This window comes from Variovorax sp. Root318D1 (assembly GCF_001424835.1).
Classification (GTDB): Bacteria; Pseudomonadota; Gammaproteobacteria; order Burkholderiales; family Burkholderiaceae_C; genus Variovorax.
Window position 1 is genome coordinate 238853 of sequence record NZ_LMCQ01000024.1, and the last position, 19056, is coordinate 257908.

Below are 19056 nucleotides of genomic sequence, written 5' to 3' on the forward strand. Positions count from 1 at the left end.
GCCAAGGGCGTCATAGGCCACATGGCGGAGATGCGCCTTGCCAAAAGCACGAAGGCCCGTCAAGACGATGTGGCAATATGTACTCTTCCGGAAAAAAATATACGAGGAGCGGCCATGGCCCTGATGGATTTCATCAAGAAACAGTTCATCGACATCATCCAGTGGACCGAAACTGGCGACGGTACGCTGGCCTGGCGCTTCCCGATGGCCGAGATGGAAATCCAGAACGGCGCCTCGCTCACCGTGCGCGAGTCGCAGGTCGCGGTATTTGTCAACGAAGGCCAGGTGGCCGACGTGTTCGGCCCCGGCATGTACAAGCTCACGACGCAGACGCTGCCCGTGCTCACGTACCTGAAGAACTGGGACAAGCTGTTCGAGTCCCCGTTCAAGAGCGACGTCTACTTCTTCAGCACCCGCCAGCAGGTCGACCAGAAGTGGGGCACGCCGCAGCCCATCACCATCCGCGACAAGGACTTCGGTGCCGTGCGCCTGCGCGCCTTCGGCAACTACAGCTTCCGCATCGGCGATGCCAAGCGCTTCCACACCGAAATTTCCGGCACGCGCGACATCTACAGCGTGGCCGACCTCGACGGCCAGCTGCGCGGCCTGGTGCTGCAGAACATCAGCAACGCCATCGCCTCCAGCGGCGTGCCCTTTCTCGACCTCGCGGCCAACCAGATCCAGTTTGCGCAGGCGCTTGCGGCGCAGCTGGTGCCAGAGTTCGAGAAGATCGGCATCAAGCTCGAGAACATCACGGTCCAGAACGTCTCACTGCCCGAAGAGCTGCAGAAGATCCTCGACCAAAAGATCGGCATGGGCATGGTCGGCAACGACATGGGCAAGTTCATGCAGTACCAGACGGCGCAGGCCATCCCCAAGTTTGCCGAAGGTGCGGGTGGCGGCAGCGGCATCGCGGGCGATGCCATGGGCCTGGGCGCCGGCGTGGCGCTGGGCCAGGTGCTGGCGCAGAACCTCGCGCAGGGCCTGAGCCCGAACGCAGCCGCGCAGGCCGCGGCAACCCAGCAGCAGCCGGCCGTGGCCGTGGTGAGCCCGGCCGACGTGATGACCACGCTCGAGAAGCTCGGCGAGCTCAAGACCAAGGGCATCCTCACGCAGGAAGAATTCGACGCCAAGAAGGCGGAACTGCTCAAGAAGCTGGTCTAAGTACCGGCAATGGCTGAGCAACCAGGCGCCGAGCGCGCCTACCGTGCGCCTTGCCCCGGCTGCGGCGCACCGGTCGAATTCAGGTCCGCGCAGTCGACCTTCGCGGTTTGTCCGTATTGCCAGAGCACCGTCGTCCGCCAGGGCGAGACGCTCGCGCGCATCGGCAAGATGGCGGAGCTGTTCGACGACTTCAGCCCGCTGCAGCTGTTTGCCGCCGGCCGGATCCAGAACCAGCCGTTCACCATCGTCGGCCGGCTGCAATACAGCAACCCCGGCGGGCGCTGGACCGAATGGATCGCCGCACTCGACGGCGATCGCACCGGCATCCTCAGCGAGGACAACGGAGCCTATGTCTTCGCGCTGCCCTTCGAGCTGCAACGCGCGGCGCCTCCGCCCACCGAGCTGCGCGTCGGCGCTACCACCGCATTCAACGGCCAGAGCTACACCGTTTCGTCGAACGAACAGGTGGCGTTGCTTTCTGCCCAAGGCGAACTGCCGTATCTGCCCGAGCTGGGCCGCGCGTTCCCCATGGTCGAGCTGCGCAACGACAAGGGCCTGGTGCTCAGCATCGACTACGGCACGGAGCCGCCCACCGCCTACCTGGGCCGCTCGGTGCAGCTGGAGGACCTGCAGCTCACGGGGCTGCGAGACGAATCCGCCAAGGACGAAAAGGGCCGCGCCTTCAATTGCCCCAACTGCGGTGCGCCCGTCACGGTCAACCTGGCCGACAGCAAGAGCATCACCTGCGGCTCGTGCGACAGCATCATCGACCTGTCGCAAGGCATTGGCGGCGAGCTGAAGCACGCGGAGCAGAACGAACCCGTTCGTCCGCTCATCGCCATCGGCAGCATTGGCCAGCTGCAGGGCGCGCAATGGCAGGTGGTAGGCTTTCAGCATCGCATGGGCGTGGAGCCCGGCGACGACGAGCATTTCGGCTGGAACGAGTACCTGCTGTACAACAAGAAGCGCGGCTTCAGCTTTCTGGTCGATGCCGAAGACGGCTGGAGCATGGTAAAGCCGACCACCGGCGCGCCGGTGATGGCTGAGAGCGGCAGCAGCGCCACCTACCTGAGCAAGCGCTACGTCCAGCAGTACGCCTACAACGCCGAGACCACCTACGTGGCGGGCGAGTTCTACTGGCAGGTGGAGCGCGGGCAGAAAACCTTCAACCGCGACTTCGCCAATGGCAATGCGCTGCTTTCGATGGAGCGCTCGACCAACGAGCTGACCTGGTCTTCGGGTAGCAAGCTCGACAGCGGCGTGGTCTCCGCCGCGTTCAAGCTCGACGACAAGAAGGACATGTTCGTGCGCGGCGACGCGCTGCCAGTCAGCGCCGCCTCGGGCCTGGGCTGCGGCACCATCATCTTCATCGTGATCGCCGTCATCGTGCTGCTGGTGATCCTGAGCACCTGCAGCGGTTCGTCCAGCGGATCGCGCAGTTCGGGCGGATCGTATGGCGGCTACTCGAGCGGCGGCGGCCACAAATGAAGAACAGGGCGGGTTTGCGCTGATGTCATCTATTACTGCTACTACGAATGGAGGTCCCCATGGGATTTGAATGGCTGAAACCGGGCGTCGTCCTCGGATCGCTCGTGTATGCGCTGCTTGGCGTGCTGATCTTCTGGCTGTGCTTTCTCATCATCGACAAGCTCACGCCCTATGACCTGTGGGGCGAAATCGTCGAGAAGCAGAACGTCGCGCTCGGCGTGGTCGTGGCCGCCATGAGCCTTGGCATCTGCGTCATCGTCGCAGCCGCGATCCATTGAGCGGGGAGGCGGCCGTGTCCGCGAGTTCCGCCGATGCGCACGGGCCGCAGCCCGTCGAGATCGCGCTGCTCGCCAGCGTATTCGTGGTGGCCGCCTGCGGCCTGGTCTACGAACTGACCGCGGCCGCGCTGAGCTCCTACCTGCTCGGCGACTCGGTGCTGCAGTTCAGCACCATCATCGGCACCTACCTGTTCGCCATGGGCGTGGGCTCGTGGCTCTCGCGGTATTTCGAGCGCCAGCTGCCGGCGCACTTCTTGCGCATCGAGCTGCTCGTGGCGCTCATCGGCGGTGCGCTGCCTGCCATTCTTTTCCTGGCGAATGCGTACGTGCCCGGCGCGTTCCGGCTGCTGCTCTACGGGCTCGTGCTGGTGGTCGGCACGCTGGTGGGGCTCGAGATTCCGCTGGTGATGCGCATTCTCAGGCGCAACATCGTGCTCAAAAACCTGGTGTCGCAGGTACTCACCTTCGACTACCTCGGTGCGCTCGCGGTGTCGGTTGCGTTTCCGCTCATCCTGGTGCCGCAGCTCGGCATGATCCGCACCGGCCTGTTGTTCGGCATCATGAACGCGGCCGTGGCCGTGTGGGCGCTGTGGCTGTTTCGCCATGAACTGCGGCGCATCGGCGCCCATGCGCTCGCGTGCTTTCTTGCGCTTGCGGCGCTCATCGGAGCCTTCGCCTGGGCCGATCGCATCACCACGCTGGCCGAAGACAAGTTCTATCAGGACCGCATCGTCTTCAGCGCCAGCTCGCCCTATCAGCGCATCGTGGTCACGCGCGGCGAGCTCGGCCATCGCCTCTTTCTCAATGGCAACCTGCAGTTCGCCGAGCGGGACGAATACCGCTACCACGAGGCGCTGGTTCACCCCGCCATGGCCGCGCAGGGCGCGCCAAAGAAAGTGGCCGTGCTCGGCGGCGGCGACGGCATGGCGGTGCGCGAGATCCTCAAGTACCCGTCGGTCGAATCGATCACGCTGGTAGAGCTCGACCCCCACATGACGAAGCTCTTCACCGAGCACGAAACGCTGGCGGCGCTGAACGGGCACTCGCTCTCGTCGCCGAAAGTGAAGATCGTCAATACCGACGCGTTCCAATGGCTGCAGCAACCTGGGGACGTTTTTGACGTGATCGTGGTCGACTTTCCCGACCCGACCAACTTTGCGATCGGCAAGCTCTACACCAGCAGCTTCTACGCGCTGCTCGAAAAGCGCCTTTCGGCAAGCGGCTACGCGGTGATCCAGACCACCTCGCCGCTTGTGGCGCGCAAGAGCTTCTGGACAGTGGCAACCACCATCGAATCGGTCGGCCTGCGGGCCACGCCCTACCACGCGCACGTGCCGAGCTTCGGCGAATGGGGCTACATCATCGCGAGCCGCAGGCCCTATCGCATGCCCGATGCGCTGCCTTCCGGCCTGCGCTTCCTGGCGCCGTCCACACTGCCCCTGATGTTCGACTTTCCGCTCGACATGGCGCGCGTGCCCGCGGAAGTGAATCGCCTTTCGAACCAGACCCTCGTCACCACCTATGAGCAGGAGTGGGGCAAGGTCATGACGCACTAGCCTCGCATGCAACGGCGCGATTTTCTTGGCGTGGCCGGTGCGGCGGGCGCTCTTGCGCTCGCCGGCTGCGAGGCTTCGTTTCCTGCCATCGAAGGCGGCTTCACCGGTACCGACATGGCGAGAGGCCATGCCATGCGCGACGGCGGACTGAAGCGCCAGGCACCCGCAACCGTCAAGCGAACGCGCGTGGTCATTGCCGGAGGCGGAGTCGCAGGGCTTGCCGCGGCGCGCGCGCTGCGTCTTTCGGGCATCGAGGACTTCGCCCTCCTTGAACTCGAAGACACGCCGGGCGGCAATGCGCGCGGCGGCATGGTTAATGGCATTGCGTGCCCGCTCGGCGCGCATTACCTGCCCGTGCCCAACGGCGATGCGCGCGAAGTGCAGGACCTGCTCGAAGAACTCGGCCTGCGTCGCCGCGTGGCCGGCCGCTGGGAATACGACGAGCGCCACCTGTGCCACAGCCCTCAGGAGCGGCTGTTCTTCCGCGGGGAGTGGCAGGACGGCCTGCTGCCCTTGCACGACGTGGGCGAGAGCACCCATGCGCAATACCGCAAGTTCGCGCAGCGGATCGATGCGCTGCAGCATGCGGCGCACTTCGCCATTCCCACGCTCCGGGTGGACCCGACGCCCGAGCTGCTCGCGCTTGACGCCCTTCCATTCGAGCGCTGGCTCGACAGCGAAGGCTTCGGCGACCCGCAGCTTCGGTGGTATCTCGACTACTGCTGCCGCGATGACTACGGTGCCGGCATCGAACAAGTTTCGGCCTGGGCCGGCATTCACTACTTTGCAAGCCGGCACGGATTTCATGCGCCGGGTTCATCGAGCAGCGGCGCTGACTCGACCCCCGAGCGCGACGGCGTGCTCACCTGGCCCGAAGGCAACGGCTGGCTTACGCAGCGCTTGGCCGCGCCGCTCGGCGACCGGCTGCGCACCGGCCAGATCGTCACCCGCATCGCCGAGCTGCGTGGCGGTGTCGAGGTCGACGCATGGGACGCCGCATCGAAATCGCTGGTGCGCTGGCAGGCCGAGCGCTGCATCGTCGCGCTACCGGTGTTCATCGCGGCGCGCGTGGTCGAGAGCCCGCCCCCAGTCCTCGCGAACGCCGCCGCTCATGTGCGCTACGCGCCCTGGCTTGTCGCCAATGTGCACTTGCGCGGGCCGCTTGCCGACCGCCTGGGCGCAGCGCCGAGCTGGGACAACGTGGTGTTCGGCACCCGCGGCCTGGGATATGTCGATGCGCGCCACCAGACGCTCGACCCCACGCCGCGCGGCACTGTCATCAGCTGGTACCGCCCGCTCGGTCCGAGCCGCTACGACCCCGCCGACGGCCGCCGCCTGCTGCTCGAGCGCCCGTGGGCCGCATGGCGCGACGAGTTGCTCACCGAGCTTTCGCTGCCACATCCTGATTTGCCGGCGCTGGCCACGCGCATCGAGATCACGCGCTATGGCCACGCCATGGCCATTCCCGCGCCGGGGCTGTTGGCACGGATGGGTGCGGGATACGGAGGCCACGTTGCCGTCGGGCGGCTCTCGTTCGCGCATGCGGACTGGTCGGGCTACTCGATCTTCGAAGAAGCCTTCACGCGCGGCCACGTTGCGGGCATGGGCGTCTCATGAAAATCCTGGTGCTCGGTGGCTACGGCAACTTCGGCGCGCGCATTTGCCGCGCGCTGGCATCGGATGCCGGCATCGAACTGATGATCGGCGGCCGCGACCAGCAGCGCGCCACCGGTTTCGCGCAGACGCTGGGCGGTGCGGCGCGCGGCGTGCGAATCGACGTCCAGGCCGGCGACCTTGTCGAAAACCTGCGCAGCTTCGGCGTCGAACTCGTCATTCACACCGCGGGCCCTTTCCAGAACCAGGACTATCGCGTGCCGCATGCCGTGGCGGCAGCCGGCGCGCACTACATCGACCTGGCCGACGGGCGGCGCTTCGTCTGCGACTTTCCCGCTGCGCTCGACGCGGCCTTTCGCAGCGCGGGCCGCACGGCCATTGCCGGCGCCAGCACCGTGCCGGCACTGTCGTCGGCGGTGGTGGACCACCTCACCGGAGGATGGCGCAGCATCCGAAGCATCGACACCTGCATTGCGCCAGCCCAAGGCGCACCGCGCGGCGAAGCCACGCTTGCGGGCGTGCTCGCCTACTGCGGCGAGCCGATCCGGGTCTGGTGCGACGGCGGATGGACCGACAAGCCAGGATGGGCCAACCCCACCGCAGTGCGATTCGCGCGCATGAAGCCGCGCCGCGGCGCGCTGTGCGACATCCCCGATCTCGAACTTTTTCCGGCGCGCTATGTCGGCGTCCAGTCCGTCATGTTTCGCGCGGCGCTCGAGGTCGGCCTTGCGCAGCATGCGTTTGCCTTCATGGCATTCATGCGCCGCATGGGCCTGCTGCCATCGCCGCTAAGACTTGCGCCGCTGCTGCATTCGGCGGGCCGCGTGTTCGATGCCTTCGGCACCGCGCTGGGCGGCATGGTGGTGCGCGTCGAAGGCATCGATGCGCGCGGCATGGAAGCGCGCCGCGCCTGGCACATTGCCGCCGACGACAACCACGGCCCCGAGATTCCCTGCATGGCCGCCATCCTGCTGGCGCGCCGCCTGGCACGCGGCGACGCGCTGCCCGTCGGCGCGCATGCCTGTAGCGGCTTGCTGGCCTTGAGCGAGTTCGAAACCGAGTTCGCGCGCTGGGGAATGGTGACAGATGTGATTGACGAAAACGCGACGGGCCATGGCGCATCAACGCTTTGAATTCGAAATGCCGGCGTCGTCCGACGTGGTCTTCGATGCTTTCCACTATCACGTCTGGCGCGCACGCTGGGATTCCTTGGTGAGTGACGCCCGCGTCGTGGGCGGCGCACCGTGCCCGTTCGTCGGCGCGGAAACCGAGAACACCGGCGGCGGGTGGCTGCGCGGCCTTTCGATGCGCACACGGTTCATTGCCTTCGACCGACCGCATGTGGCGGCGGCTTCGATGATCGGCTGTTCCTTCCCTTTCAGCCGCTGGGCTGCCTCCATGCGGCACCGCGACACGCAACCCGGCCGCTCGATGCTGATTTACGTCTACACCATCGAGGCCGGTCCGACGGCGTTGCGCTGGCTGCTGGAGCCGGTGGTGACCTGGGTCTTTGCACGGCAGACGCAGCGGCGTTTCGGGCGCATGCGTGATTTCCTGACCGAGCACGCGGCCGAGGTCGTCGAGTGGCAACGGGTGCAGCACGGGAACGGCGCGGCATGACAACTTCCCTCGAAGACGATCGCCTGCTGCACCTCAGCCTTGTCGCGGTGTGGCTGCTCACTGCATTCGCCAGCATCGTGGAACTCGACGGCCAGAGCTCGCGGGTGCTCGCCGAGGCCGGCGTTGCTTCGCCGCTCTGGTTGGTTCGGTGCCTGATCATCGGCGGCGCGGCGGCAGACCTTGTCATCGGTCTCGCTCTGTGGTGGCGGCCGGGCCGCATCAGCTACCTCGCGGCCTTGGCTCTGCTGCTGGTCATGACGGCGGTAGCGACACTCCTCCAGCCGAGCTTGTGGATGCACCCGCTGGGTCCGCTGCTGAAGAACCTGCCAATCGCCGCGCTGCTCTGGCACCTGTACCGGCGCATCACGCCATGAATACCTATCTCGTTCTCAAATGGCTGCACATCGTCTCGAGCGTGCTGCTGGTCGGCACCGGACTCGGCTCGGCCTTCTACATGTTCTTTGCCAACCGCAGCGGCAGCGTAGCCGCGCAAGCCGTTGTGAGCCGCTTGGTGGTGCGGGCCGATTGGTGGTTCACCACGCCGACCGCCATCGTGCAGCCGCTGACCGGCTTCGCCCTGGCTCACATGGCGGGATGGCCGCTTTCCACCCCGTGGCTCGCGCTTTCGATAGCGCTGTTCGTGTTCGCCGGCGCCTGCTGGGTGCCGGTGGTGTGGCTGCAGATCCGCATGGCAGCAATGGCCGCGCACGCGCACCGCGACATAGCGCCGCTGCCTCAACTCCATGCGCGCTATCAACGCTACTGGGAGGTGTTGGGCTATCCGGCGTTCGTCGCCATGGTGGTCGTGTTCTATCTGATGGTGAACAAGCCCGCGCTCCAGTTCTGAGCCTTGCATGTCATGGCTGCGTCACGCGCAATTGGCATGGTCTCGCGTTTCGACTGAAACCTTTCTTCTTGCTCATGACGCGCCTTGCTTCGCTCTCCTTCATCGCCTTTGCCGCAGCGCTCGCCTGCGGCAGCGTATCCGCACAGACCGCCTTCCCCGCGACGCTCGCCGGCCACGCGGTGCTGCCCGCGCAGAGCTTCGTGGCCGCGCCAAAGGATGCGCCTGCCGACCTGCAGGCCAGCGGCAAGTTCACCTCGGGTAAGCGTGTCGAAGCATTGGGAATGGTCGAAGGCCTTTCGGCCGGCCGCGGTACAGGCGTCTCGCTGCCCTTCAAGGGCCAGCCCCTGCAAGGCCACTCGGGCATCAAGAAGATGGACGATGGTTCGTTCTGGATCCTTACCGACAACGGTGCGGGAGCCAAGGCCAACTCGCCCGACTTCATGCTCTACCTGAACCACTACAAGGTGGACTTCAAGAGCGGTAAGTTCAACCGCTTGGACACCATCTTCCTGCACGACCCCGACAAGAAGGTGCCCTTCCGCATCGTTCACGAAGGCACGAAGCCGCGCTACCTCACCGGTTCCGACTTCGACCCCGAGAGCTTTCAGTTTGCCGGCGGCGCGCTGTGGATCGGCGAAGAGTTCGGCCCCTTTCTGATCAAGGCTGACCTGAAAGGTAAGGTGCTCGCCGTGTTCGACACGCAGGTCGACAGCAAGGCCGTGCGCTCGCCCGACCATCCCGCAGTCACCACCCCGGGCGTACCGGGCGGCGCGGTCGACTTCCAGGTCAAGCGCTCCAAGGGCTTCGAAGGCATGGCGGCGTCGAAGGACGGCAGCAAGCTCTACGCGCTGCTCGAAGGTCCGGTGTGGAACGCCGAGGCCAAGGACTACGAAAAGCAGGGCGGCAAGGAAGCATTGCGCGTGCTGGAGTTCGACGTGGCCTCGGAAAAATGGACGGGCCGCCACTGGCACTACGTTCTCGAAGCCAACGGCAACGCCATCGGTGACTTCAACATGATCGACGCCACCACGGGTCTCATCATCGAGCGCGACAACGGCGAAGGCACGAGCGACAAGGCCTGCCCCGAAGGTCAGAAGCGCACCGACTGCTTCCACGACATTGCCAAATTCAAGCGCGTCTACAAGGTCGAGTTGAACGACGCCAACGCGGGCGGTGCGGTGCGCAAGATCGGCTACATCGACTTGCTGAACATTGCAGACCCGGCCAAGCTCGCGCGTAAGCCACTCAACGACGGCGTGCTCAAGTTCCCGTTCTTCACCATCGAGAACGTCGACGTGGTCGATGCCACGCACATCGTGGTGGGCAACGACAACAACCTGCCGTTCTCCAGCAGCCGCGAGCCGAACAAGGCGGATGACAACGAGCTGGTGCTGCTCGAGGCAGGCGCGCTGCTGCAGGCGAAATAAGGGCGTTGCGCTGCCGCGTGCGGGCGGTCAGGCCCGCATCAGCGCCTCGATCTCGTCCGCCTTCACCGGCACGCCGCGAGAAATGAGTTCGCAACCGGTGGCCGTGACGATCGCGTCGTCCTCGATGCGGATGCCAATGTTGTGGAACTGCTCGGGCACGCCGTCGCCAGGCCGCACGTAGATGCCGGGCTCCAGCGTCAGCACCATGCCGGGATGCAGGATGCGGCTCGGCCGGTTCTTGATGACTTCGTTCGACAGCGGATCCTTGCGCTCGCTCACCTCGCCGACCTGCGTGGGCTCGACGTAGCTGCCGCAGTCGTGCACGTCCATGCCGAGCCAGTGGCCGGTGCGGTGCATGTAGAACTGGAAATAGGCGCGGCTGTCGATCACGTCGTCCACGCTGCCCACCTTGTTCGCATCGAGCAGGCCCAGGTCGAGCATGCCCTGCGCCAACACCTTGACGGCCGCATCGTGCGGATCGGTGAAGCGGTTACCGGCTTTGGTGGCCGCGGCCGACGCGTCCTGGCTGGCCAGCACCAGGTCGTACAGCGCGCGCTGTGGGCCGCTGAACTTGCCGTTGGCCGGAAAGGTGCGGGTGATGTCGCTCGCGTAGCTGTCGAGCTCGCAGCCCGCGTCGATCAGCACCAGCTCGCCGCTTCGCACTGGCGCGGCGTCGGCGCGATAGTGCAGCACGCAGGCATTGGCACCGGCGGCCACGATGGAGCCGTACGCCGGGTACTGCGAGCCGCTCAGGCGAAACTCGTGCAGCAACTCGGCATCCAGGTGGTATTCGCGCACGTCCTTGCCTTCGCGCAGCATGCGGGCCGAGAGCTGCATCGCGCGGATGTGGGCACGCGCGCTGATCTGTGCGGCGCGCCGCATGGTGTCCTGTTCGTGCGCGTCCTTGAAGAGGCGCATTTCATCGAGCGGCCCGCACAGGTCGCGCTGCTCCTCGGGGCACAGTGCGCCGTAGCGCACGCGCGCACGCACCGACTGCAGCCAGCCGTCGATGCGAGTTTCCAGACCCTTGTGAATCGCGAACGGGAACCACACGGTCGACCTGTTCTCGAGCAGCTTCGGCAGCTTGGCGTCGAGCTCGTTGATCGAGAAAGCCTCGTCCACGCCAAGCGCCGCGGGCGCCGCATCGGGGCCGAGGCGAAAGCCGTCCCAGATCTCGCGCTCCAGGTCCTTGGGCGCACAGAACAGCGTGGCGCGGCCGTCCCCCGCGAGCACCAGCCAGGCGTTCGGCTCGGTGAAGCCGGTCAGGTAATAGAAGTAGCTGTCGTGCCGGAACAAGAAATCGCTGTCGCGGTTGCGCTGCCGCTCGGGCGCGGTCGGCACGATGGCGATGCCGTCCTTGCCCAATTGCGAGGCGAGGCGCGCGCGGCGCTCGGCGTAGATCTTGTTGTGTTCTGAGGTCATCTTGGCGTGTTCAGTTGAAGAAGCCGTTCGGGCGTTCCCACATCGGTCCAGGGCCCGGTGTAGAGCTCGGCGCTCACGAGTTCATTGTCCATCGCGGCGCGCAGGATGGGTGCGAGCGGGGCTTTGGCACCTGCCGGGTTGCCGGGAGGAATGTCGCAATAGGGCGGCGAAAAAAGGGCGGCTCGATACAGGCCGATCGTCGAGAAGGTGTACTTCTCCGCCGCCGAATTGAGCGCCAGCCCGCCAGCTGAAAGGCCGAAGTCGCCCTTCAGGTTGTGCGCCGGGTTCGGCACCAGCCACAGGTGCGCGAGCTTGCCGCTCGCCGCGAAGCGGTCGACCGCAGCCTGCGTGAAGGCGAAATCCGGCGCGAACACATCGCCGGCCGCGACCCAGAAAACCTCGCCCAGCTGAGGCAACGCGCGCACGATGCCACCGGCCGTTTCCAGCGCTCCGCCAAAGTCGCGGCCTTCGTCGGAATATGAAATTGATAGCGCGCTGCGCCCATTCAGCAATGGGCTGGTGCCGAACCGGCTGGAAATCTTCTCGCCGTGCCAGTCGGTGTTGACCACCAGTTCGGTGAAGCCGCCGGCGGCCAGCGCCTCCATCGGCCATTGCATCAGCGGCTTGCCGCGCACTTCGAGCAGGGGTTTCGGAGTGGTGTCGGTCAGGGGCCGCATGCGCTCGCCGCGGCCTGCGGCAAGGATCATCGCCCGCAGGGAAGTCCGGGTGCTCAAGCCGCCACCTTGCCGCGCAGCAACTCGTTGCGTTCGCTGTGGCCGGGCTTGAAAAGAGAGACCAGGCATTCCATCAGCGCATGCGCCTTGGCCGAATGGTCGCCGCCGAAGTTGCACACATACACGTCGAGCGTGGCGCCGCGCTGTTCGGGCCAGGTGTGGATGCACAGGTGCGATTCGGCCAGCAGCACCGTGGCCGTCACGCCGCCCGGCCCCTCTGGCGTGGCCGGAAATCCGTGGACCAGCTGGCCCACCGGCTGCAGCCCTGCGGCGGTGACAGCCTTGAGGCAGACGGCGCCGAGCGCCTCCTTGTCGGTGAGCCATTGCATCCCGCATTGGCAGTCGTGGAGATCGGCGGTGAGGTGCAACCCATGCATGGGTGGCAACTCTAGCAGTCCGGGCACTGCCAAAGAACATCGGCCGGGTGCACAGGGCGTATTGAAGGGGGTCGGAGCGAGCCCGGTAAAATCGCGGGTTCCCCCCAATCCACATTCCCCGAAAGTCCTCCGCCCATGGCAAACCAAGCCCTGATGGCCAACGCGATTCGCGCGCTGGCCATGGATGCCGTCCAACAAGCAAACTCCGGACATCCGGGCGCACCGATGGGCATGGCCGACATGGCCGTCGCACTCTGGGGCGAGCACCTGCGCTACAACCCCGCGAACCCGCACTGGTTCGACCGCGACCGCTTCGTGCTGTCGAACGGCCATGCCTCGATGCTGCTGTACGCGGTGCTGCACCTCACCGGCTACGACCTGCCGATCAGCGAGCTCAAGAACTTCCGTCAACTGCACAGCAAGACCGCGGGCCACCCCGAAGTCGACGTGACCCCCGGCGTGGAAACCACCACCGGCCCGCTAGGCCAGGGCATCACCAATGCCGTGGGCTTTGCGCTGGCCGAGAAGCTGCTTGCGTCCGAGTTCAACCGCAAGCACCACGCCATCGTCGACCACCACACCTACGCTTTCCTGGGCGACGGCTGCATGATGGAAGGCGTCAGCCACGAAGCCTGCGCTCTGGCCGGCGCCTGGCACCTGAACAAGCTGATTGCGCTGTACGACGACAACGGCATCAGCATCGACGGCCAGGTCAAGCCCTGGTTCATCGACAACACTGAAGAGCGCTTCAAGGCCTACGGCTGGAACGTGATCGGCCCGATCGACGGCAACGACGCCAAGGAAGTGTCCAAGGCCATCGCCAAGGCGAAGAAGCAGGACAGCAAGCCCACCCTCATCATCTGCAAGACGCAGATCGGCAAGGGCAGCCCGAACCGCGCCAACACCGCCAAGGCCCACGGCGAGCCGCTGGGCGCCGAGGAAATCACCCTCACCCGCGCCGCGCTGAACTGGACGCACCCGGCCTTCGAAGTGCCGGAGGAAGCCTACGCCGACTGGGATCACAAGGCCGAAGGCGCCTTGGCCGAAGCGGCCTGGAACGACAAGTTCGACGCCTACGCGAAGGCCTTCCCCGATCTCGCCGCCGAGTTCACCCGCCGCATGCGAGGCGAGCTGCCCAAGAACTTCCACCAGGTGGCGTTCGACACCGTGGTGGCCGCCCACACCAAGGGCGAAACCGTGGCCAGCCGCAAGGCCAGCCAGCTCGCGCTCGAGGCCTTCACCGCCGCGCTGCCTGAAATGCTCGGCGGCAGCGCCGACCTCACCGGCTCCAACCTCACCAACACCAAGAGCACGGCCGCTCTGCGCTTCGATGCGAAGACCGGCACCGTGGTCATGGACGTGCCAGTCCAGCAGCCCAACCAGGGCGCCGAAGACGAAGCCGCGCCCGAGAGCACCGCAGACAACGCCGAGCCGCCGCACGGCGTGATCGGCCGCCACATCAACTACGGCGTGCGCGAGTTCGGCATGGCGGGCATCATGAACGGTGTCTCGCTGCATGGCGGCTTCATTCCCTACGGCGGCACGTTCCTGACCTTCAGCGACTACAGCCGCAACGCCATCCGCATGGCTGCGCTCATGAAGCGCCGCGTGGTGCACGTGTTCACGCACGACTCCATCGGCCTTGGCGAAGACGGCCCCACGCACCAATCGATCGAGCACGCCGCATCGCTGCGCCTGATCCCCAACCTCGACGTCTGGCGTCCGGGCGACACGGCCGAAACCGCTGTGGCCTGGGCCGTGGCGCTGCAGAACCAGGCGCGCCCCACCGCGCTGCTGCTGAGCCGCCAGAACATCGCCTACGCGCCGAAGGGCGACCTCGGCGACATCAGCCGCGGCGCCTACGTGCTGTCGGAACCCGAGGTCGTCGGCCTCAAGAGCAAGAAGACCGCCGCGGTCATCATTGCCACCGGTTCCGAAGTGCAATTGGCCCTGGCCGCGCAGAAATTGCTGGCCGAGAAGAAAATTGCGGTGCGCGTGGTGTCGATGCCCTCGACCACCACCTTCGACCGCCAGGACGTGGCCTACAAGAAGAGCGTGCTGCCGAAGAAGCTGCCGCGCATCGCCGTCGAAATGGGCTGCACCGCCGGCTGGTGGAAGTACGGCTGCGCGGCCGTGGTGGGCATCGACAGCTACGGCGAGTCGGCACCGGCATCGGCGCTGTTCAAGCATTTCGGGTTCACGGCAGAGAACGTTGCCGCCACGGTCGAAGCCGCCCTGCGCGACTGAGCCCGGCGAGGCGTTTTCTTTCTGTTCGATCAAAAAGTTTTTCAACCTTAGGAGCAAATCAGATGGCTATCAAACTCGGTATCAACGGCTTCGGTCGCATCGGTCGCAACGTGCTGCGCGCAGCGGTGCAGAACTTCAAGAACGACATCGAAATCGTCGCCATCAACGACTTGCTCGAGCCCGACTACCTGGCCTACATGCTCCAGTACGACTCGGTGCACGGCCGCTTCAAGGGCGAAGTCACGGTTGAAGGCAACACGCTGATCGTCAACGGCAAGAAGATCCGCCTGACGCAAGAGCGCGACCCGGCGCAACTCAAGTGGAACGAAGTCGGCGCCGACATCGTTCTCGAATCGACCGGCCTCTTCCTCACCAAGGAAACCTGCCAGAAGCATCTCGAGGCAGGCGCCAAGAAAGTGATCATGTCGGCCCCGTCGAAGGACGACACCCCCATGTTCGTCTACGGCGTGAACGACAAGAAGTACGCCGGCGAAGCCATCGTCAGCAACGCCAGCTGCACCACCAACTGCCTGGCACCGCTCGCCAAGGTGCTGAACGACAAGTGGGGCATCAAGCGCGGCCTGATGACCACCGTGCACGCCGCCACCGCCACGCAGAAGACCGTCGACGGCCCGAGCAACAAGGATTGGCGCGGCGGCCGCGGCATCCTGGAAAACATCATTCCCTCGAGCACCGGCGCCGCCAAGGCCGTGGGCGTGGTGATCCCCGAGCTCAACAAGAAGCTCACCGGCATGAGCTTCCGCGTGCCGACCTCCGACGTGTCGGTGGTCGACCTGACGGTGGAGCTGGAGAAGGAAGCCACCTACAAGGAAATCTGCGCCGAAATGAAGTCGCAGAGCGAAGGCGCGCTCAAGGGCGTGCTGGGCTACACCGAGGACAAGGTGGTGGCCACCGACTTCCGCGGCGACCCGCGCACGTCGATCTTCGACGCCGAAGCCGGCATTGCGCTGGACGGCACCTTCGTGAAGCTCGTGAGCTGGTACGACAACGAATGGGGCTACTCGAACAAGTGCCTCGAAATGGTGAAGGTCGTTTCGAAGTAAGCCTTCGAAGCTCCAACGAAAAACGCGCCCTCGGGCGCGTTTTTTCATGGGTTCGCGCACAAGGGAATCGCGTCAGCGCAGCTTCTCGTTCCGCCGGATCTCGCTGCTGAGCTGCGACGTCATCCGCGTCGCCGCGCGCCGGGCGGCCAGTCCGTAGTCGCCGTTGAACTCGCCGAATTCCGCGGTGCCGTTGCCGACCGCGCGCACGCGCGTGACCTCGGCGCCTGCGGCATCGCTGACCACGCAGCTCACCTCGGCGGTGAACGACGTGGGCGGCCAGGTGATCCAGGAGGACGAGCTCGAATCGGTCTTGATCTGCGGCGTGAACACCAGCGACACGCCCGCTGTCTCATTGGCCTTGGCATCGTTGGCGGTACGCAGCACGACCACGTCGCGGTACACCGCGCGCAGCGCGTCGCGAATCGACTTTTCGAGGTCGCGGTACGGGTAGTAGCTCACGCGGTCGCCGCTGCCGCCGGCGGTGGTCACCTGCTGGTCGCGCTGGGCGTCGGTCATCACGTAGGCCACCTTCTTCGGAAGGAGATGGGCCGTTGCGCGCGGCGGCGCCGTCTCCGTGATCATCGTGATCGGATGGGAGCAACCTGCCACGGCGATGGTCAGGGCGACAGCAGCCAACAGGCGAGCGGCCGAAGAAAGAACAAACGTCATGATGCGGCTTTCTCCGGCTCTACGGTGCAATGGCCGCGACGAACTGCGGGTCGGCATACATCTGGCGCAGCAGCGCGCGCACCAGCCGCGGGTAGGCGGCCTGGCCGGCAGGCACGGCCACGATGTTCGCGTAGCTCGAGTCGAAGGCGATCTCGCCGCGGTAGGTCTTGCGCAACCGCTGTGCGGCCGCACGCGTCACGACCACTTCCACGTCCATGCGGCCGGTGCCGTTGATGACGCCAAGGTCGAGTTCGTTGACCACGATCCGCGCCGCGATGCGGGTCGACGCCTTGGGGTCGTAGGCCGATATTTCTCCCAGGTCGCGCATCAGCGCGTCTTCCAGGTATTGCGCAAAGGTGCCACTGGGCGACACCAGTTTCGCGCGGCGCAGGCCGAGCGTGTTGATGCCGTCGTTCGGATCGGTCGGCTGTACCTTCGCCACGGCCACCATGCCGGGGCGCGCCGCTTCGAGCCGGTCGAGCGCTTCGTAGTCGGCCGCGTAGGGCGGCGCCGCAAGCTGCGCGCAGCCGGACACCAATAGTCCCGCGGCCAGCGCGCCGAGCATTGCGATGAAAGCGCGCAAGCGCAAACCATGCGGTCTGAAGAAGATCGCCATGCCTTGTATCCCTCCTCGAGATGCCTGCTCCCGGCACGAGGGTAGCAGGCAATGCGCCGCGCGCGAAGGTCCGCTCGCGGACCTCTCAGACGGGTTCGAGCACGTGGATCAGCTTGCTCTCGACCAGCTCCTTCGTCCTGGCGCCGTGCGCCGCCATGTGCGGTGCCACCGCATGGGCCTGCAGATGGGCCAGTGTTTCCCACTTCTCGATGACCACGAAGGTCTCGGGCCCGAAGCTGGCCTTCGATGTCGGAACGCCTTGTGCATCGATGGTGGCACCGTATTCGATGCAGCCCTCTTCGGCCAGCACGGCCGCGCGGTTGGCGGCAAAGGCTTCGAGCAGTTTGGCACGCTGGCCCGGCTTGGCGTTGATGACGGCGACGACGTGAATCATGGAAAAAGGCTCCGGTGTGGTTGTGGATGTCAGTCGCCGAATCTAAAAGATTCGCCGCTTCGGCGCCGGTCTCGCGCGCGACCCTGTCATTGCGCGCTCAGCGGTCGGCGGCGTCTTTCCACAGGTGCACCAGCGCTTCGGGCGCCTCGGACTCGGGCACTTCGAAGCTGACCGAACTCGAACGCGCGGTAGCGCTTTCCACCACCACTTCGACGCGATAGAAGCGCTGGTCGCCGCCCTGCGAGCCGGGCCCGCCGCCCTGCTCCGCATGCGGGGCAGCGCTTTGCAATGCCTCGCCGATCTGCTGGCGCAATTCTTTGCTGCAATTGCCCAGCTGGTAGCTGCGCGGGCGCGAAAGCCCCGGCAAATAAGCAACGCCGCCCTCGCGCGTCACGCGCACGACGGAGGTTTGGTCCAGGGGTGGAAGCTGAATCATGATGGCGTGACTCCCACGGTGTTCCATGCGGCGCCGACGGCCTTGTGCACCGCGCTATCGGCCCCAAAGCGCTTGGCCGCATTCTCCACGCTCAGTTGCGCAAAGGCCTCGAAATCGGAGTCCTGGCGCAGCCGCCGGTCGCACACCGTGTCGTACCAGACGCGGCCCGCGGTCTCCCATGCCGCGCCAGGGAGGGCCGTGGCAGCGAGGTAGAAAGCGCGGTTCGGAATGCCGGAATTGATGTGCACGCCGCCATTGTCCTGCCGCGTCACGACAAAGTCTTTCATATGGGCGGGCTGAGGGTCTTTGCCCAGCACCGGATCGTCGTAGGCCGTGCCGGGCTCGGCCATCGAACGCAGCGCGCGCGCCTCCACCTTGGCGGTGAAAAGTCCCGCGCCCACCAGCCAGTCGGCCTGCTGCGCCGTCTGCTTCAGGAGGTGCTGCTTGACCAGGACACCGAACACGTCGCAGATCGATTCGTTGAGCGCCCCCGGCTGCCCCTGATAGACGAGGCCCGACTCATGGTCGATGACGCCGTGCGTCAGCTCGTGGCCGATGATGTCCACCGCGATGGTGAAGCGGTTCATGACCTCGCCGTCGCCGTCGCCGAACACCATTTGCTTGCCGTTCCAGAAGGCGTTGTCGTAGTCGTTGCCGTAGTGCACGCTGCCGGTCAGCGGCATGCCCGCGCCGTCGATGGAGTCGCGCTCGAAGACGTCGTGGTACAGGCGGTAGGTAGCGCCAAGGTAGTCGTAGGCCTCGTCGGCTGCGATGTCGCCGATGGCGGCTTGGCCTTCGGCGCGCACCAGCCTGCCGGGCAGGCTCATGGTGTGATCCGCATCGTGGATGGCGCGCGCGGGCGAGCCACGCCGAAGGTAGCGCGGCGCCGGGCCCGACGACACGCCATTTGACGCCACCGCCTCTCGAAGGCCGCGGTGTTCGCGATCGATCATCAGCGTCTGGGCCGCCCGTGCGCTGGCATGCGCGCTGGCACGTTCCGCCAGCCGATCCAGCAGGTACGGCGGTACGAAGCTGGGTGGCAAAAGGGGTGGCGACCGAAGCGGCATGGGCGACTTTCCTCGAGCGATGGGGCGGTAGAAAAG

Annotated in this window: 20 protein-coding genes; 12 read left to right on the plus strand and 8 right to left on the minus strand. The window is 65.8% G+C overall.

Going from position 1 to position 19056, the window contains the following annotated elements; genetic code table 11:
- Window positions 1–114 precede the first annotated feature (114 nt).
- The 10 genes from ASC78_RS23970 to ASC78_RS24015 all read left to right on the plus strand — a co-directional run bounded on the left by ASC78_RS23970 (window position 115) and on the right by ASC78_RS24015 (window position 9994).
- Complete coding sequence (locus ASC78_RS23970; RefSeq protein ID WP_055807375.1) at window positions 115–1164, plus strand: SPFH domain-containing protein; 1050 nt, start codon at window positions 115–117, stop codon at window positions 1162–1164.
- 9 nt (window positions 1165–1173) lie between these two features.
- Window positions 1174–2652 (plus strand): DUF4178 domain-containing protein, encoded by a 1479-nt coding sequence (locus ASC78_RS23975; protein ID WP_055807378.1) that lies wholly within the window; start codon window positions 1174–1176, stop codon window positions 2650–2652.
- 59 nt (window positions 2653–2711) lie between these two features.
- Window positions 2712–2930 carry a DUF350 domain-containing protein gene (locus ASC78_RS23980; RefSeq protein WP_055807882.1) on the plus strand — a complete coding sequence of 73 codons (219 nt, stop codon included), beginning with the start codon at window positions 2712–2714 and terminating at the stop codon, window positions 2928–2930.
- Between the two features lie 14 nt (window positions 2931–2944).
- Complete coding sequence (locus ASC78_RS23985; RefSeq protein WP_055807884.1) at window positions 2945–4486, plus strand: polyamine aminopropyltransferase; 1542 nt, start codon at window positions 2945–2947, stop codon at window positions 4484–4486.
- A gap of 6 nt (window positions 4487–4492) precedes the next feature.
- Window positions 4493–6103, plus strand: coding sequence for an FAD-dependent oxidoreductase (locus tag ASC78_RS23990; protein WP_055807381.1), 1611 nt, complete (start codon window positions 4493–4495; stop codon window positions 6101–6103).
- Window positions 6100–7233 carry a saccharopine dehydrogenase family protein gene (locus ASC78_RS23995; protein WP_055807383.1) on the plus strand — a complete coding sequence of 378 codons (1134 nt, stop codon included), beginning with the start codon at window positions 6100–6102 and terminating at the stop codon, window positions 7231–7233. The genes ASC78_RS23990 and ASC78_RS23995 overlap by 4 nt, the downstream gene beginning before the upstream one ends.
- Window positions 7214–7720, plus strand: a complete 507-nt coding sequence (locus ASC78_RS24000) for a hypothetical protein (protein WP_055807386.1) — start codon at window positions 7214–7216, stop codon at window positions 7718–7720. The genes ASC78_RS23995 and ASC78_RS24000 overlap by 20 nt, the downstream gene beginning before the upstream one ends.
- On the plus strand, window positions 7717–8094 hold the full coding sequence (locus tag ASC78_RS24005; protein ID WP_055807389.1) for a DoxX-like family protein: 378 nt from the start codon (window positions 7717–7719) through the stop codon (window positions 8092–8094). The genes ASC78_RS24000 and ASC78_RS24005 overlap by 4 nt, the downstream gene beginning before the upstream one ends.
- A complete protein-coding gene (locus tag ASC78_RS24010; RefSeq protein WP_055807393.1) occupies window positions 8091–8567 on the plus strand; it encodes a DUF2269 family protein in 477 nt (158 codons plus the stop codon). Before ASC78_RS24005 ends, ASC78_RS24010 begins: the two co-directional genes overlap by 4 nt.
- 74 nt (window positions 8568–8641) lie before the next feature.
- The gene (locus ASC78_RS24015; RefSeq protein ID WP_055807395.1) at window positions 8642–9994 is read left to right on the plus strand and encodes an esterase-like activity of phytase family protein; all 1353 of its coding nucleotides are present in this window, start codon (window positions 8642–8644) and stop codon (window positions 9992–9994) included.
- 27 nt (window positions 9995–10021) lie between these two features.
- Here ASC78_RS24015 and ASC78_RS24020 read toward each other — a convergent pair whose 3' ends face one another.
- The 3 genes from ASC78_RS24020 to speD are packed head-to-tail and all read right to left on the minus strand — an operon-like array spanning window position 10022 to window position 12527.
- Window positions 10022–11416: an aminopeptidase P N-terminal domain-containing protein gene (locus tag ASC78_RS24020; protein ID WP_055807398.1), complete on the minus strand. Its 1395-nt coding sequence runs from the start codon at window positions 11414–11416 to the stop codon at window positions 10022–10024.
- Window positions 11413–12123, minus strand: coding sequence for a nucleotidyltransferase family protein (locus ASC78_RS24025; RefSeq protein ID WP_055807401.1), 711 nt, complete (start codon window positions 12121–12123; stop codon window positions 11413–11415). Before ASC78_RS24025 ends, ASC78_RS24020 begins: the two co-directional genes overlap by 4 nt.
- 23 nt (window positions 12124–12146) lie before the next feature.
- Window positions 12147–12527 (minus strand): adenosylmethionine decarboxylase, encoded by a 381-nt coding sequence (gene speD, locus ASC78_RS24030; RefSeq protein ID WP_055807404.1) that lies wholly within the window; start codon window positions 12525–12527, stop codon window positions 12147–12149.
- 135 nt (window positions 12528–12662) lie between these two features.
- Between speD and ASC78_RS24035 the strand changes: the two genes are divergently transcribed.
- Both ASC78_RS24035 and gap read left to right on the plus strand, forming a co-directional pair.
- Window positions 12663–14774: a transketolase family protein gene (locus ASC78_RS24035; protein ID WP_055807407.1), complete on the plus strand. Its 2112-nt coding sequence runs from the start codon at window positions 12663–12665 to the stop codon at window positions 14772–14774.
- A gap of 62 nt (window positions 14775–14836) precedes the next feature.
- A complete protein-coding gene (gap, locus tag ASC78_RS24040) occupies window positions 14837–15838 on the plus strand; it encodes a type I glyceraldehyde-3-phosphate dehydrogenase (RefSeq protein WP_055807410.1) in 1002 nt (333 codons plus the stop codon).
- A gap of 72 nt (window positions 15839–15910) precedes the next feature.
- Here the strand turns inward: gap and ASC78_RS24045 are convergent, their stop codons facing one another.
- The 5 genes from ASC78_RS24045 to ASC78_RS24065 form a co-directional block, all read right to left on the minus strand.
- Window positions 15911–16507 (minus strand): hypothetical protein, encoded by a 597-nt coding sequence (locus ASC78_RS24045; protein ID WP_082517640.1) that lies wholly within the window; start codon window positions 16505–16507, stop codon window positions 15911–15913.
- A 19-nt stretch (window positions 16508–16526) separates the two neighbouring features.
- On the minus strand, window positions 16527–17123 hold the full coding sequence (locus ASC78_RS24050; protein WP_055807413.1) for a hypothetical protein: 597 nt from the start codon (window positions 17121–17123) through the stop codon (window positions 16527–16529).
- Window positions 17124–17208: 85 nt separating this feature from the next.
- Complete coding sequence (locus ASC78_RS24055; RefSeq protein ID WP_055807416.1) at window positions 17209–17517, minus strand: putative quinol monooxygenase; 309 nt, start codon at window positions 17515–17517, stop codon at window positions 17209–17211.
- Window positions 17518–17614: 97 nt separating this feature from the next.
- Complete coding sequence (locus tag ASC78_RS24060) at window positions 17615–17953, minus strand: protealysin inhibitor emfourin (RefSeq protein ID WP_055807421.1); 339 nt, start codon at window positions 17951–17953, stop codon at window positions 17615–17617.
- Window positions 17950–19020 carry a M4 family metallopeptidase gene (locus tag ASC78_RS24065; protein ID WP_055807423.1) on the minus strand — a complete coding sequence of 357 codons (1071 nt, stop codon included), beginning with the start codon at window positions 19018–19020 and terminating at the stop codon, window positions 17950–17952. Before ASC78_RS24065 ends, ASC78_RS24060 begins: the two co-directional genes overlap by 4 nt.
- Window positions 19021–19056 lie beyond the last annotated feature (36 nt).

Bases quoted from the DNA above. Each gene is read 5' to 3' on its own strand.
- ASC78_RS23970 (WP_055807375.1), top strand. From the start codon at position 115: ATGGCCCTGATGGATTTCATCAAGAAACAGTTCATCGACATCATCCAG.
- ASC78_RS23975 (WP_055807378.1), top strand. From the start codon at position 1,174: ATGGCTGAGCAACCAGGCGCCGAGCGCGCCTACCGTGCGCCTTGCCCC.
- ASC78_RS23980 (WP_055807882.1), top strand. From the start codon at position 2,712: ATGGGATTTGAATGGCTGAAACCGGGCGTCGTCCTCGGATCGCTCGTG.
- ASC78_RS23990 (WP_055807381.1), top strand. From the start codon at position 4,493: ATGCAACGGCGCGATTTTCTTGGCGTGGCCGGTGCGGCGGGCGCTCTT.
- ASC78_RS23995 (WP_055807383.1), top strand. From the start codon at position 6,100: ATGAAAATCCTGGTGCTCGGTGGCTACGGCAACTTCGGCGCGCGCATT.
- ASC78_RS24000 (WP_055807386.1), top strand. From the start codon at position 7,214: ATGGCGCATCAACGCTTTGAATTCGAAATGCCGGCGTCGTCCGACGTG.
- ASC78_RS24005 (WP_055807389.1), top strand. From the start codon at position 7,717: ATGACAACTTCCCTCGAAGACGATCGCCTGCTGCACCTCAGCCTTGTC.
- ASC78_RS24010 (WP_055807393.1), top strand. From the start codon at position 8,091: ATGAATACCTATCTCGTTCTCAAATGGCTGCACATCGTCTCGAGCGTG.
- ASC78_RS24015 (WP_055807395.1), top strand. From the start codon at position 8,642: ATGACGCGCCTTGCTTCGCTCTCCTTCATCGCCTTTGCCGCAGCGCTC.
- ASC78_RS24020 (WP_055807398.1), bottom strand. From the start codon at position 11,416: ATGACCTCAGAACACAACAAGATCTACGCCGAGCGCCGCGCGCGCCTC.
- ASC78_RS24025 (WP_055807401.1), bottom strand. From the start codon at position 12,123: ATGATCCTTGCCGCAGGCCGCGGCGAGCGCATGCGGCCCCTGACCGAC.
- speD (WP_055807404.1), bottom strand. From the start codon at position 12,527: ATGCATGGGTTGCACCTCACCGCCGATCTCCACGACTGCCAATGCGGG.
- ASC78_RS24035 (WP_055807407.1), top strand. From the start codon at position 12,663: ATGGCAAACCAAGCCCTGATGGCCAACGCGATTCGCGCGCTGGCCATG.
- gap (WP_055807410.1), top strand. From the start codon at position 14,837: ATGGCTATCAAACTCGGTATCAACGGCTTCGGTCGCATCGGTCGCAAC.
- ASC78_RS24045 (WP_082517640.1), bottom strand. From the start codon at position 16,507: ATGACGTTTGTTCTTTCTTCGGCCGCTCGCCTGTTGGCTGCTGTCGCC.
- ASC78_RS24050 (WP_055807413.1), bottom strand. From the start codon at position 17,123: ATGGCGATCTTCTTCAGACCGCATGGTTTGCGCTTGCGCGCTTTCATC.
- ASC78_RS24055 (WP_055807416.1), bottom strand. From the start codon at position 17,517: ATGATTCACGTCGTCGCCGTCATCAACGCCAAGCCGGGCCAGCGTGCC.
- ASC78_RS24060 (WP_055807421.1), bottom strand. From the start codon at position 17,953: ATGATTCAGCTTCCACCCCTGGACCAAACCTCCGTCGTGCGCGTGACG.
- ASC78_RS24065 (WP_055807423.1), bottom strand. From the start codon at position 19,020: ATGCCGCTTCGGTCGCCACCCCTTTTGCCACCCAGCTTCGTACCGCCG.